Origin of the sequence: Salipiger thiooxidans (assembly GCF_900102075.1) — a bacterium.
GTDB lineage: Bacteria > Pseudomonadota > Alphaproteobacteria > Rhodobacterales > Rhodobacteraceae > Salipiger > Salipiger thiooxidans.
In genome coordinates, this window is sequence record NZ_FNAV01000014.1 from 159,876 (window position 1) to 172,360 (window position 12,485).

Genomic DNA, 12,485 nt, shown 5'->3' on the forward strand with positions numbered 1-12,485 from the left:
AGCATGCCCTGAAAATCGGATCCGAGCCATCACGCAAGCTCCAGGAAACGGCGGTCGCGTAGCGCGCCGAGAAAGCCCGCCGCGTCGCCCGCGATGGCCTCGGGCGGGGCGTCATAGGCCTCGGCAAGCTCGGCGGTGATCTCGCCGAAGCTGCGCTGGCCGTCGACACGGGACAGGATCGCGTGGGCAGTGGCGTCGAGCATCACCGCGCGCTCGGGCGCCAGCAGCACCCAGCTGCCGCGCACCCGGTCGTGGTGCAGCCGCACGCCGCGCGGCAGGCTGGGGATGTCCGAGGGCTGCATCATGCCGCCCGCGCGTCCGCCAGGCCCTCGCCGGGCAGCCATGCGCCGGGGGGCACCCGGGCGGGTTCGACATAGGCGCCCCAGAGCGCGTCGAGCTGTGACCAGAGCACGTCGGTCTTGAAGATCAGCGCCTTGGCGGCGGCGTCCTGCTTTTCCTGCGTGTCGGCGTGGTCGAGCACCCATTTCAGCCCGAAGGCCACGTCCTTGGGCGCCTCGCGCAGCCGGTTGCGGAAGTAGGACAGCGACGAGTCGTCGGCAAAGTCGTAGTTCTTCAGCAGCCCCTCGATGCGGTTGGCGTGGATCGCTGGGGCGAAAAGTTCGGTGAGCGAGGCGGCCACGGCCTCGAGCAGGGTCTTGTCGCGCACGAAGCGGACGTAGGCGTCGACGGCGAATTTGGTCGCCGGCAGGACGCCCTCGCAGGAGGCGACGTAATCGCGGTCGAGCCCCACCGCCTTGGCCAGCCGCAGCCAGCGACGGATGCCGCCTTCGTTGGTGTCGGTGCCGTCGTGGTCCTCGATCCGCGAGCGCCAGGCACGGCGCAGGTCGGGATCCTCGACGCGGGACATGAAGGCCGCGTCCTTCATCGGGATCGAGTGCTGGTAATAGTAGCGGTTGATCACCCAGGCGCGGACCTGGTCCGGCGTGCAGTCGCCGCCGTGCAGGCGGTGGTGAAACGGGTGCAGGTCGTGATAGCGCTCGGCGCCGATCTGGCGCAGCCGGGCCTCGAAAGCCTCGCGTGTCTGGGTCATGCCGTTACCTCCATTCCGTCCTGACCGATGGTCCATCCCGCCTTTTCCGCCGCGCGGCGCTCCTCCGAGCCGGGGCGGAGGACGGGGTTCGTATTGTTCATGTGGACAAAGACCTTGCGGCCGATCTTCATGTGCTCGAAGGCGGCGATCGAGCCGTCGGCGCCGCTCATCGACATGTGGCCCATGCGGCGCCCGGTCTTCTGTCCGAGACCCGCGCGCACCATTTCGTCGTCGCGCCAGAGCGTGCCGTCGAAGAACACCAGCGCGGCGCCCTCGAGCCTGTGGCGCAGCGCGTCGTTCAGCATCGCGCAGCCGGGGATGTAGAAGGCGGTCTCGTCGCCCGCGCGCAGTTCAACGCCCACGGTCTGTTCGCCCACGAGGTCGGTCTGCACCTCGTCGCCTTCCATGTAGAGCGGCACCTTGCCGGGCACCGCGAAGAGCGTGGCGAAGAGCCCGGGCGCGATCTCGGCGGGCCGCTCCAGCGCCACCTCGGCGCGGGTCACCACCGAGGGGTTCAGGGCCGCAAAGATGGGGTTCACGGCCAGGACCTCGTGGATGCCGGCGGTGGCAAAGAGCGTGAAAGGCTGCATCTCGCGAAGGGTCAGAAGCCCCGCCACGTGGTCGATGTCGCCGTTGGTGAGCAGCACCGAGCGCAGCGGCATCTCGCGCAGACCGGTCGGGTGCAGCTCGGGGGTGGTCGCCAGCTGGGCCCGGATGTCGGGCGAGGCGTTCAGGATCGCCCAGTCGGTGCCGTTGGCCGACACCGCGAGCGAACTCTGGGTCTGCGCCGGGATCTCGCCCGCGCGGGCGAGCCGGCAGTTTTCGCAGCCGCAGTTCCACTGGGGCAGGCCCCCACCGGCTGCGGCTCCGAGAATTCGCGCGCGGAATTGCATCACGTCCTCCCGCGCGCGCGGTCTCAGAACAGGACGCCGTCGTCGTGCTCGGGACCGTACATGTTGATTTCCATGCCGCACTCGATTTCGCGGATTACGGGCTTCGTCCAGGCCATGTGTATCTCCTCCTCTCGATACGTTTGACTCGTGTCAACGCGGCCAGCTTGGCAAAGAGAGGTGGCTGCTGGCTAGCCTTATAATCTAAGAGACCTTGCGACTTTGGTCGGCACGGGACGGAGTCAGTTGCGACCTTCGGCGGCCTTTTTCAACTCTGCCGAGAACTGGCGGCGCAGCGTGCGGCGGATCTCGGCGGCGCGGTTGCGCTTCTCCTCGGTCTCGGTGAGGATCTTGAGCTCGGGCACTTCGGCCGGTTTGCCGTCGTCATCCACGGCGACCATGGTGAAGTAGCACGAGTTAGTGTGGCGGCGGGTGCCCTTGCGGATGTCCTCGGCCTCGACCCGGATGCCGATCTCCATCGAGGTGCGGCCGACGTGGTTCACCGCCGCCCGGAAGGTCACCAGCTCGCCCACGTTGATCGGCTGCTTGAAGGTCACCTGGTCGACCGAGAGCGTGACCGCATAGCGGCCCGAGAAGCGCGAGGCGCAGGAAAAGGCCACGCGGTCGAGAAGGTTCAGCAGCGCGCCGCCGTGCACCTTGCCGCTGAAATTTGCCATGTCGGGGGTCATCAGCACGGTCATTTCCAGCTGGCGGGGGTCCATCGCTTGCTCCTTCTTGGTGGCGTTGGGTGCGCATCCGGCGCGGTTTCGGTCATACACCATGCAATCCCCGTAGCGCGCAAGTCCGCGTCAGCGCAGCGGTGCAGCGCCTTCGAGACAGAAGCCCTGATGCCGCACCGTGACGATCTCGAAGCCGAACTCGGAGGCAGGTTTGAGCTTCTTGCGGAGGTAGCCGATGTAGACGTCGACCACGTTCTCCGAGCTGGATTCGCCGGCCCAGAGCGCGTCGAAGATGGTGCCGCGGGGCAGGGGCGTGCCGGCGTGCTCGGCCAGCAACGCCAGAAGCGAGAACTCGCGGTCGGTGAGATGCACGTGGCGGCTGCCGGCGCGGAGGCTCTTGTCCGCGGCCGACAGGCGGGCGGGCGCGGGGCGGGTGGCGGCGGCGCGGCGTTCCTGCACCCGGAGCCGTGCGGCGAGTTCCTCGAACGAGAACGGCTTCACCATGTAGTCGTCGGCCCCGGCTTCGAGCCCGGCGGCGCGGTGGTCGACGTCCGAGAGCGCCGAGAGCATGACGATGGGCAGCTGCGCGCCTTGGGCGCGGGCGGTGCGCACCAGCTCGACGCCGCTGTCGGCGCCCAGCATCACGTCGACGACGGCGGCGGAGAAACCCGCGCCGGTGAGGTCGGGCAGGGCGGTGTCGGCGCGGTTGCGGGTCTCGACCGCGAAGCCATGCAGCGCCAGCCCGCGCGCGAGGGCGGAGCAGATCTCGGGGTCGTCGTCCACGACGAGCAGGCGGGTCGGTTCAGTCATGGCGGCAGGTTAGCCCGTCGCGAGCGGCATGCGAACCGAGATCTTGGTTCCGGATGCGGTGCCTTCGGCCCGATCGTGGGTGACCGGACTTTCGACGGCGATGCTGCCGCCCTGTTCCTCGATCACCCAGCGCGCCAGTGCGAGGCCGAGCCCGAAGCCCTGCGCGCTGCCGGTCTGGCTTTGGGCGAAGCGCTCGAAGATCCGCGCCTGATCGGCGGCGGGGATGCCGGGGCCGTTGTCGATGACGGCGATCACGCCCATGCCTTCGGCCTCGGTCAGCTCCAGCCGCAGGGCGCCGCCCTGCCGGGCGTGACGGATGGCGTTGCGGATCAGGCCCACGACCACTTGCCGCAGCCAGTTCCGGTCCGCGCGCACCCGGGTTCTGCCGGGCTCGGGCGCGGTGAGCGTCATCCCCGCGTTCGAGAGCTCGGCGGCGGTCTCGGCGATGGCATCCGCCAGAACCTCGCCAAGATCCAGCGGCACCGGCTCGAGCGCCAGCTGCCCGGTCTCGGACCGTGCCACGCGCAGCAGGTCGTCGATGCGCCGGTTGAGGCGGCGGGCGCGGGCCTCGATGACCTCGAAGGCGGGGGCGGGCTCGGCGCCCTGCCGGCCGAGCTGCGCCTCCATCAGGATCACGGTCAGAGGCGTGCGCAACTCGTGGCTGATGTCGGCGAAGAAGCGGCGACGGTCTTCGTCGGTGCGTTCCAGCCGTTGGTTGGCGAAGCGCAGCGCCTCGGTGCGCTGGTCGATGATCTCGCCCAGCCTGGCGCGGTCCTCGGCCACGGCGGCGGCGCGGGCGGCGAGCGCGCGGGCCATGCGGTTGGTCTCGGTGGTGAGCTGACCGATCTCGTCGGGGCGGGTGTCGGGCAGGTGGACGGCAAACTCCTCGCGGCCGATCTGGCGGGCGGCGTCGCGCAGCGCGTCGAGGCGGCGGAACTGCGGGCGCACGAGGCCGAAGTAGAACCCCGCCGAGAGCACCAGCGCCGCCAGCCCGATGAGCACGGCGGCCAGGGTCAGCCGCCGGCGCAGGTCGTCGATGCCCGCGAGGATCTCGGCGCGCAGGCGCTTCTCCTCGTTCACCGCCCCCGCGAGCTGCGGTTCGAAGCCCGAGGCGAAGGTGTCGAGCCATGCCCGCAGCCGCTCGCGGTCGCCGGTGTCCGCGACCAGCGCCGCGCGTGTGTTGCGGAACAGCGCCTCCATCCGGGCGATGGCCAGCGACTGGGTGGCGCGGCGGCTCTGGGCGTCGAGCCCCATCGGCGCGGCATCGGCGACTTCGGCATCGAGCCCGCGGCGCAGACTGGCGAAAGTGCGGTCGAGCGTGTCGGCGATGCCCGCGAGGCGCTCGGCCCGGGTCTCGGGCGGCAGGCCGCGCTGGATCACCTCGGCGGCGACGACGATGAATGTCGAGACCTGCGTCGAGAGCGCGGCGTAATGCTCGAGCCGTTGCTCTGCCGCGAGCGCGGTGTCGAGCCGCTGCGATACCCGCGCCATCCCGGCCACCAGCATGGCCGCGGTGAGCAGGGTCGCGAGCCCAAGAAGCCCGGCGCCCAGCCCGAGTCTGGCTTTCAGGGAAAGGCGTCTGAACATGCCGGTCCGGGTCCTTTGTCTTGACCGTCTGCGTACGAATTCGTCAAATGCACCCATATAGTGCAAAAATTTTTCCCGAATGCTGCGCTGCAGCATCGCTGACACAAACCGGTTTATCCCTTCTTTGCACTTTCACGGCGACCCTGAGAAGGCATCACGTCCAACTCAACGAGGCAATCATGATTGAGCTTCTCTTTGTGGCCTGCTTGTCCACTGCGCCAGATCAGTGCCAGGAACGCAGCCTTCTCTACACCGACATCACCCCCATGACCTGCATGATGGGCGCGCAGCCCGAACTTGCGAAATGGACCGAGACCCACCCGGCCTTCACGGTGACCGGCTGGAGCTGCCGCATGGTGCGCGACGGCGAACGGGAGGCCTGATCCTCTCACGCGGCCCTCTGGGGAGGGTCGGCCGCGTGACCCCAATTCGTTTGTGACTTTTCCAGATTTTCGAGATTTCGGGACCCGGCAGGGGCTGGGCGCGGAAAACGCGGTCTAGCCCATTCGGACCGGTTGCCTTTCCCCCGGCTTGGCGGCAGCATCCGTCGCGGAGGAAGGGAGGATCCCGTGCAGGGAAACGATACGGCAGAACGCTGGACCCGCGCGCCCGACAAGGGCACGGGGCCGGGCAGGGTGGGTGTGACCGTGATCTCGCTGGCGGGCTTGCTGGCGATCTGGATCGTTGCCGCCGCGCTGACCGCCGACCCCCAGATCCTGCCGCAGCCCTGGGATCTCGTGCAGCCTTTCGCGCAGGCGCTGGCCTCGGGAGAGCTGCTCTACCATCTCGGCTGGACCCTGTCGCGGGTGCTCTGGTCCTTTGCGCTGGCGATGTCGCTCGGCATCACGCTGGGGCTCGTCATGGGGCGCTACGAGGCGCTGAACCGCTGGCTCGACCCGTGGCTGGTGGTGTTCCTCAACCTGCCGGCGCTGGTGCTCATCGTGCTCTGCTACCTCTGGATCGGGCTGACCGAGGCCGCAGCCATCGCCGCGGTGACGCTCAACAAGATCCCCAACGTCGCCACCGTGATCCGCGAGGGCGCCCGGGCGCTCGATCCGGGGCTCGACGACATGGCGCAGGTCTACCGGATGCGGCGCTGGACGCAGATGCGCCACGTGGTGCTGCCGCAGCTTGCGCCTTTCATCACCGCCGCCGCGCGCTCGGGCGTGGCGGTGATCTGGAAGATCGTGCTGGTGGTCGAATTCCTCGGCCGCTCGAACGGCGTCGGTTTCCAGATCCACCTGTATTTCCAGCTGTTCGACGTCGGCATGGTGCTGGTCTACGCCTTCTCCTTCATCGCGGTGATGCTGGCGGTGGAGTGGCTGGTGCTGCAGCCGTGGGAGCGCCGGGTGCGCCGTTGGCGCGACTGAAGAATGACCATGACGATGCAAGACGACATTTCCCGCATGACCGCTCTCGACGTGTCCGGCCTCGGTTACAGCTACGGTGCCCGGCGGGCGCTCGACGGCGTGAGCTTCGCCCTGCGCCCCGGCCGCTTCACCGCGCTGCTGGGGCCAAACGGCGCGGGGAAGTCCACGCTTTTCGCGCTCCTGACCCGGCTCTTCGTGAGCGGCGAGGGCAAGATCACCGTGGCGGGCCACGACCTCGCCCGGTCGCCCCGCGCCGCTCTGTCGCGCATCGGGGTGGTGTTCCAGCAGCCGACGCTGGATCTCGACATGAGCGTCGCCGCCAACATGCGCTACTTCGCGGCGCTGCATGGCATCTCCGGGCGCGACGCCGACCGGCGTGCCGCCGAGGCGCTGGCAAGGCTCGGGATGCAGGAGCGCGCGGCCGAGAAGGTCCGCAACCTCAACGGGGGACACCGCCGCCGTATGGAGATTGCCCGCGCCCTGATCCACGCCCCGCAGGTGCTGCTTCTGGACGAGCCGACCGTGGGGCTCGACTTCAAGAGCCGGCAGGCGATCGTGGCCCACGTGCACGACCTCGCGCAGTCGGGGCTGACGGTGTTCTGGGCCACCCACCTCGTGGACGAGATCCGCGACGGCGACGACGTGGTGGTGCTGCACCGGGGCAAGGTGCTGGCGCACGAGCCCGCCGAGACCCTGCGCGGCGACCGGCCGCTGAGCGATGTCTTCATCGCGATGACCGCAGAGGAGGGCGCCGCATGAGGCTCTGGCTGACGGCCCTCCTTGCCATCGTGCGGCGCGAGGCGCTGCGCTTCGTGCACCAGAGATCGCGCTTCCTTGCGGCGCTGGTGCGGCCGCTGGTCTGGCTCGTGGTTTTCGCGGCGGGGTTCCGGGCCGCGCTTGGCCTGTCGATCATCCCGCCCTACCAGACCTACATCACCTACGAGGTCTATATCCTTCCCGGCCTCTGCGGCATGATCCAGCTCTTCAACGGCATGCAGTCCTCGCTGTCGCTGGTCTACGATCAGGAGATGGGCTCCATGCGGCTCCTGCTGACCTCGCCGCTGCCGCGCTGGTGGCTCTTGCTGTCGAAGCTTCTGGCGGGGGTCGCGGTGTCGATCCTGCAGGTCTACGTCTTCCTCGCCGTGGCGGCAGGCTTCGGGATCACCGTGGCGCCGCTGGGCTATGTCGCGCTTCTTCCGGCGTTGGTGATCTCGGGGCTGATGCTGGGCTCTCTGGGGCTGTTGATCTCGTCCACCATCCGCCAGCTCGAGAATTTCGCGGGCGTCATGAACTTCGTGATCTTCCCGATGTTCTTCCTGTCGACCGCGCTCTACCCGCTCTGGAAGATGGCCGAGAGCTCGACCGTCCTGCGCGACATCTGCGCCTTCAACCCCTTCACCCACGCGGTCGAGCTGCTGCGCTTCGCGCTCTACCAGAGCCTCAACGGCTGGTCGCTGCTCTGGGTCTGCCTCAGTTTCGCGCTGTTCTTCGGGCTCGCGCTGCTGGGCTATGATCCGGCCCATGGCATGACCCGCCGGCGCAAGGGTGGCTGAATCGGCATTTTCACGCGCTAACAGCCCGAAGTGGCCCCTGATAGGCGCTTTAAGCCGCGCCGCCGGGATGGTAAGGCCTTGCGCGTGATCCGCCGCCACGACCTGCCGGCATTTTCCCATGACCTTGGAGGGGCTCTGAAAACATGGCTGACCAAAACACTCCCGACATTGTGTATACAAAGGTAGACGAAGCGCCCGAACTGGCCTCGGCGTCGCTTCTCCCGATCATCCAGAGCTTTGCTTCCGCGGCGGGAATCACCGTCGGTACCAAGGACATCTCGCTTGCCGGCCGCATCATCTCGACCTTCCCCGAGGTGCTGACCGACGCGCAGAAGCAGTCGGACGACCTCGCCTGGCTCGGCGAGTGGGTGAAGAAGCCCGAAGCCAACGTCATCAAGCTGCCGAACATCTCGGCCTCCGAGCCGCAGCTCGTCGCCGCGGTCAAGGAGCTGCAGGCACAGGGCTACGCGCTGCCCGATTACCCCTACGCGCCCGAGACCGACGAGGAAAAGGCCGTCCGCGCCAAGTACGACGGCATCAAGGGCTCCGCGGTGAACCCGGTGCTGCGCGAGGGCAACTCGGACCGCCGCGCCGCCGCCGCCGTGAAGAAGTTTGCGCAGAACAACCCGCACCGCATGGGCGAGTGGACCGCCGAGAGCAAGACCCGCGTGGCCGCGATGTCGGGCGGTGATTTCTTCTCGAACGAGGTCTCCGCGACGCTGCCCAAGGCCGCGACCGCCAAGATCGTGCTCGAGACCGCAGACGGCGAGACCGTGCTGAAGTCGGGCGTCGCCTACCCCGAGGGCACCGTGGTTGACGCGACCTTCATGTCGGCAAAGGCGCTCGACGCCTTCCTCGCGGACGAAATCGAGAAGACCAAGGCCGAGGGCACGCTGTTCTCGCTGCACATGAAAGCCACGATGATGAAGGTCTCGGACCCGATCATCTTTGGCCACGCGGTCAAGGCATGGCTGGCGCCGGTGTTCGACAAGTTCGGCGACAAGATGGCCGAGCTCGGCGTGAACCCGAACGGCGGCCTCGGTGCGCTGCTCGAGCGCGTCAAGGACGAGCCCGAGATCCTCGCCGCCATCGAGGAGGTGCGCGCCGCGCGCCCGCCGATGTACATGGTGAACTCGGACAAGGGCATCACCAACCTGCACGTCCCCTCGGACGTCATCATCGACGCCTCGATGCCCGCGCTGATCCGCGCCGGTGGCAAGGGCTGGGGCCCGGACGGCAAGGAAGCGGACACCAACTGCGTGATCCCCGACAACTCCTATGCGCCGGTCTATGACGCTGCCATCGAGTTCTTCAAGGCCAACGGCAAGCTGAATCCGGCCACCGCCGGCACCGTTCAGAACATCGGCCTGATGGCGCAGAAGGCCGAGGAATACGGCTCGCACCCGACCACCTTCGAGATCGCGAAGGCCGGCACCGTGAAGATGATCCTCGACGACGGCACCGTGCTGCACGCGCACGAGGTCGAAGCGGGCGATATCTGGCGCTCGGCCTCGGCCCGCAAGGCGCCGATCGAGGACTGGGTGAACCTCGCCATCGACCGCCAGAAGGCGACCGGTTACCGCGCCATCTTCTGGCTCGATGCCGACCGTGCCCACGATGCCCAGCTCATCGAGTACGTGAAGCCGATCCTCGAGGCGCGCGGCGTGGCCGACAAGTTCGAGATCATGGCACCCCGCGAGGCGACCATCGCCTCGCTCGAGACCATCACCGCGGGCAACAACACCATTGCCATCACCGGCAACGTGCTGCGCGACTACCTCACTGACCTGTTCCCGATCCTCGAGCTGGCCACCTCGGCCAAGATGCTGTCGATCGTGAAGCTGATGAACGGTGGCGGCCTCTTCGAGACCGGTGCCGGCGGCTCGGCCCCCAAGCACGTGCAGCAGCTGATGGAAGAGAACCACCTGCGCTGGGACTCGCTGGGCGAGTTCTGTGCCCTCGGCGAGAGCTTCAAGTTCTTCGCCGACCAGACCGGCAACGAGAAGGCGCGGGTGCTGGGCGATGCGGTGGACACCGCCACGCAGGGCATCCTCGACCACGATCGGTCGCCCTCGCGCAAGGTGGGTGAGCCCGACAACCGCGACAGCCACTACTGGTTCGCCCGCTACTGGGCCGAAGCGCTTGCCGCGCAGGACGCCGACGCCGATCTCGCCGCGCATTTTGTGCCGGTGGCCGAGGCGATGGCCGATGGCGAGGCGGCAATCGTCTCCGAGCTGGCAGCGGCACAGGGCAGCGCGGCGGACCTGGGAGGCTACTACCACGGTGACGCGGAGAAGACCGCCGCGGTGATGCGCCCCTCGGCGACGCTGAACGCCGTCTTCGGCTGATCGCGCGTCCCGCGTGAGAAAACTCTGGCCCCCGTCCGGCAAGCGTCGGGCGGGGCCTTTTCCTTTCCGTCGGGGCAGGGCAGAACGGGCGTATGGACAAGGTTGATGTCATCGTCGCAGGGGCGGGTGTCGTGGGGCTCGCCGTGGCGCGCGCCCTCGCACAGAGGGGGCTCGAGGTTCTGATCCTCGAACCGGAGGACGCCTATGGCACCGGCACCTCGTCGCGCAATTCCGAGGTCATCCACGCGGGCATCTACTACCCGCAGGGCAGCCTGAAGGCCGAGCTCTGCGTGCGTGGCAAGGAGATGCTCTACCGCTACGCCGACGCCTATTCCGTGCCGCACAGGCGCTGCGGCAAGCTCATCGTGGCCACGAGCGACGACCAGGTCGAGGCGCTCGAAGGCATCCGGCTTCGTGCCATGGCCGCGGGAGTTGGCGACCTGCGCCTGCTGAGCGCTGCCGAGGCGCAGGAGATGGAGCCGCAGCTTGCCTGCAAGGCGGCGCTGCTCTCACCCTCGACCGGCATCGTCGACAGCCACGCGCTGATGCTCTCGCTGCTGGGGCAGGCCGAACAGGCGGGCGCGCTGCTCAGCCTCGGCAGTCGTGTCGTCGGCGTCGAGGCGTGCGACGGGTTCGCCGTCACCACCGAGGATGCCGGCGGCGAGCGTTTCACCATCGGGGCACGTTGTCTGGTGAATGCCGCGGGGCTGCATGCCTCCGAACTCGCGGGCGCCATCGAAGGTCTCGATCCGCAATACGTGCCGCAGACGCGCTACGCCCGCGGGAACTACTACAGCCTGCCCGGCAAGCCCGCCTTCTCGCGGCTGGTCTACCCGGTGCCCGAGCCCGGTGGGCTCGGTGTGCACCTGACGCTGGATCTGGGGGGTGGCATGCGCTTCGGGCCGGACGTGGACTGGATCGACAGCGTCGACTACCGCGTCAACGGCGCCCGCGTCGGGCATTTCCAGTCCGAGATCCGCAAGTACTGGCCCGGCCTGCCGGAGGGCGCGCTGGCGCCAACCTATTGCGGCATCCGCCCCAAGCTCTCGGGGCCAGGCGAGCCGGCGGCCGATTTCCGCATCGACGGGCCGGAACTGCACGGCGTCCCGGGGCTCGTGAACCTCTTCGGCATCGAGAGCCCCGGCCTCACTTCGTCGCTCGCCATCGCCGAGGTCGTCGCGGCTCGTCTGGGCGAGGCCTGAGGCGGGCCCTCAGGCCCCTTCGCTACCTCCACCGGCTCCTCACGGCTGAACCCGATCTCGGGCATGATCGCGTTGCCACGCTCGTAGAGCCGGTCCATGTGCTCGTCTATGAGCCGCGGCCCCTCCCGGTCGCCGTCGCCCGCCACGAAGCCCGCGTCGATGACCGGGACCCCGGCGTCGGCGCGTGGGGAGACTCTCCTGTCCACGTGACTCTCGAGGGCGTCGTTGCGGGGATCCTTGACGTAGCTCCGCGACGAGGCGGCGCTGTTGGGGGTCATTTGTCGCGGGCCTTCCGGGATGTGCCGCGCGGTGCGGCCCGGTCGTGGTTGCGCTTGAGGGGAGCCGGCCGCTGTGCCGGGACGCGGGGCGCCGCGTCGCCAATTGCCGGCGCAAACGCGGCGCGTGGGTCTGGCGGGACCCGTGGGCGGTCGGGTGGGTCGGGCGGCGGACTCCAGGCGGGAGAAAGGGTGACGCGAGGGGATCCCGGTCCGCGATTCCGGCCCGCCGCGGCCTCTCGGCGCCAGAGGTCCGGATCGTGGTGTCGACCCGGGGCGTGAGGGCCGGGGCAGGGACCCAGAAACGCAATGAAACAAGGCGCCCGGCGAAATTGTTCGGGGAAATCGAAGTTTTTTGAAAAAAGTGCTTGCGGAGTTTGGGAACTGGGACTAGAACCCACCTCCACCGGCGGCGTTGAGGCGCTGACGGGACGCAGGACGGAGCGGCGGCGGCGAGGAAACGAGACGCGGTTGCAGACGATGCGGACGGAACATCGAGAGGCAGGGAAAGGCGGGCGCGCCGGAAGATAGGGCGCACTGGTCTGGTTTTTGTCTCTCACGCTCTTTGACATTGATGATATCTGAAGAGATATGCGGGCGACTCTGGTTCATTCGATGGATCAAGTCTCTGTATATCGCGCTGGTAGGGGTAACCCGATGATCCAGTGTCAGCTTCACTGTTTGTACGGCTTTCGGTTTCTGATGAAACCTGAAGCACA

The 12,485-nt window shown here is 68.1% G+C and carries 13 protein-coding genes; 6 read left to right on the forward strand and 7 right to left on the reverse strand.

The window, feature by feature from the left end:
- Positions 1-29 precede the first annotated feature (29 nt).
- The 7 genes from pqqD to BLQ77_RS20420 all read right to left on the reverse strand — a co-directional run bounded on the left by pqqD (position 30) and on the right by BLQ77_RS20420 (position 5,018).
- Positions 30-305: a pyrroloquinoline quinone biosynthesis peptide chaperone PqqD gene (gene pqqD / locus BLQ77_RS20390; RefSeq protein ID WP_089962584.1), complete on the reverse strand. Its 276-nt coding sequence runs from the start codon at positions 303-305 to the stop codon at positions 30-32.
- A complete protein-coding gene (gene pqqC / locus BLQ77_RS20395; protein WP_089962586.1) occupies positions 302-1,051 on the reverse strand; it encodes a pyrroloquinoline-quinone synthase PqqC in 750 nt (249 codons plus the stop codon). The genes pqqD and pqqC overlap by 4 nt, the downstream gene beginning before the upstream one ends.
- A complete protein-coding gene (gene pqqB / locus BLQ77_RS20400) occupies positions 1,048-1,944 on the reverse strand; it encodes a pyrroloquinoline quinone biosynthesis protein PqqB (protein WP_089962589.1) in 897 nt (298 codons plus the stop codon). Before pqqB ends, pqqC begins: the two co-directional genes overlap by 4 nt.
- Before the next feature lie 23 nt (positions 1,945-1,967).
- Positions 1,968-2,060 carry a pyrroloquinoline quinone precursor peptide PqqA gene (gene pqqA, locus BLQ77_RS20405; protein ID WP_040384855.1) on the reverse strand — a complete coding sequence of 31 codons (93 nt, stop codon included), beginning with the start codon at positions 2,058-2,060 and terminating at the stop codon, positions 1,968-1,970.
- A 123-nt stretch (positions 2,061-2,183) separates the two neighbouring features.
- Positions 2,184-2,663, reverse strand: coding sequence for an acyl-CoA thioesterase (locus tag BLQ77_RS20410; protein ID WP_089962592.1), 480 nt, complete (start codon positions 2,661-2,663; stop codon positions 2,184-2,186).
- A gap of 87 nt (positions 2,664-2,750) precedes the next feature.
- Positions 2,751-3,431 carry a response regulator transcription factor gene (locus BLQ77_RS20415; protein ID WP_089962594.1) on the reverse strand — a complete coding sequence of 227 codons (681 nt, stop codon included), beginning with the start codon at positions 3,429-3,431 and terminating at the stop codon, positions 2,751-2,753.
- Positions 3,432-3,440: 9 nt separating this feature from the next.
- Entirely contained in the window at positions 3,441-5,018 is a 1,578-nt protein-coding gene (locus BLQ77_RS20420; protein ID WP_089962596.1) for a sensor histidine kinase, read from the reverse strand.
- Between the two features lie 179 nt (positions 5,019-5,197).
- Between BLQ77_RS20420 and BLQ77_RS20425 the strand changes: the two genes are divergently transcribed.
- The 6 genes from BLQ77_RS20425 (at position 5,198) to BLQ77_RS20450 (ending at position 11,491) form a co-directional block, all read left to right on the forward strand.
- On the forward strand, positions 5,198-5,401 hold the full coding sequence (locus tag BLQ77_RS20425; protein WP_008887429.1) for a hypothetical protein: 204 nt from the start codon (positions 5,198-5,200) through the stop codon (positions 5,399-5,401).
- 186 nt (positions 5,402-5,587) lie between these two features.
- A complete protein-coding gene (locus tag BLQ77_RS20430; RefSeq protein ID WP_089962598.1) occupies positions 5,588-6,388 on the forward strand; it encodes an ABC transporter permease in 801 nt (266 codons plus the stop codon).
- 36 nt (positions 6,389-6,424) lie between these two features.
- The gene (pedB, locus tag BLQ77_RS20435; protein ID WP_040384856.1) at positions 6,425-7,147 is read left to right on the forward strand and encodes a lanthanide ABC transporter ATP-binding protein PedB/LutE; all 723 of its coding nucleotides are present in this window, start codon (positions 6,425-6,427) and stop codon (positions 7,145-7,147) included.
- Positions 7,144-7,941 (forward strand): lanthanide ABC transporter permease protein PedC, encoded by a 798-nt coding sequence (pedC, locus tag BLQ77_RS20440; protein WP_008887349.1) that lies wholly within the window; start codon positions 7,144-7,146, stop codon positions 7,939-7,941. The genes pedB and pedC overlap by 4 nt, the downstream gene beginning before the upstream one ends.
- A gap of 143 nt (positions 7,942-8,084) precedes the next feature.
- The gene (locus tag BLQ77_RS20445; RefSeq protein ID WP_089962601.1) at positions 8,085-10,289 is read left to right on the forward strand and encodes an NADP-dependent isocitrate dehydrogenase; all 2,205 of its coding nucleotides are present in this window, start codon (positions 8,085-8,087) and stop codon (positions 10,287-10,289) included.
- A gap of 92 nt (positions 10,290-10,381) precedes the next feature.
- Positions 10,382-11,491: an NAD(P)/FAD-dependent oxidoreductase gene (locus BLQ77_RS20450; protein ID WP_089962604.1), complete on the forward strand. Its 1,110-nt coding sequence runs from the start codon at positions 10,382-10,384 to the stop codon at positions 11,489-11,491.
- The last annotated feature ends 994 nt before the right edge of the window (positions 11,492-12,485 follow it).

Coding starts and splice junctions, on each gene's coding strand:
- pqqD (WP_089962584.1), bottom strand. CDS start 305: ATGATGCAGCCCTCGGACATCCCCAGCCTGCCGCGCGGCGTGCGGCTG.
- pqqC (WP_089962586.1), bottom strand. CDS start 1,051: ATGACCCAGACACGCGAGGCTTTCGAGGCCCGGCTGCGCCAGATCGGC.
- pqqB (WP_089962589.1), bottom strand. CDS start 1,944: ATGCAATTCCGCGCGCGAATTCTCGGAGCCGCAGCCGGTGGGGGCCTG.
- pqqA (WP_040384855.1), bottom strand. CDS start 2,060: ATGGCCTGGACGAAGCCCGTAATCCGCGAAATCGAGTGCGGCATGGAA.
- BLQ77_RS20410 (WP_089962592.1), bottom strand. CDS start 2,663: ATGGACCCCCGCCAGCTGGAAATGACCGTGCTGATGACCCCCGACATG.
- BLQ77_RS20415 (WP_089962594.1), bottom strand. CDS start 3,431: ATGACTGAACCGACCCGCCTGCTCGTCGTGGACGACGACCCCGAGATC.
- BLQ77_RS20420 (WP_089962596.1), bottom strand. CDS start 5,018: ATGTTCAGACGCCTTTCCCTGAAAGCCAGACTCGGGCTGGGCGCCGGG.
- BLQ77_RS20425 (WP_008887429.1), top strand. CDS start 5,198: ATGATTGAGCTTCTCTTTGTGGCCTGCTTGTCCACTGCGCCAGATCAG.
- pedB (WP_040384856.1), top strand. CDS start 6,425: ATGACCGCTCTCGACGTGTCCGGCCTCGGTTACAGCTACGGTGCCCGG.
- pedC (WP_008887349.1), top strand. CDS start 7,144: ATGAGGCTCTGGCTGACGGCCCTCCTTGCCATCGTGCGGCGCGAGGCG.
- BLQ77_RS20445 (WP_089962601.1), top strand. CDS start 8,085: ATGGCTGACCAAAACACTCCCGACATTGTGTATACAAAGGTAGACGAA.
- BLQ77_RS20450 (WP_089962604.1), top strand. CDS start 10,382: ATGGACAAGGTTGATGTCATCGTCGCAGGGGCGGGTGTCGTGGGGCTC.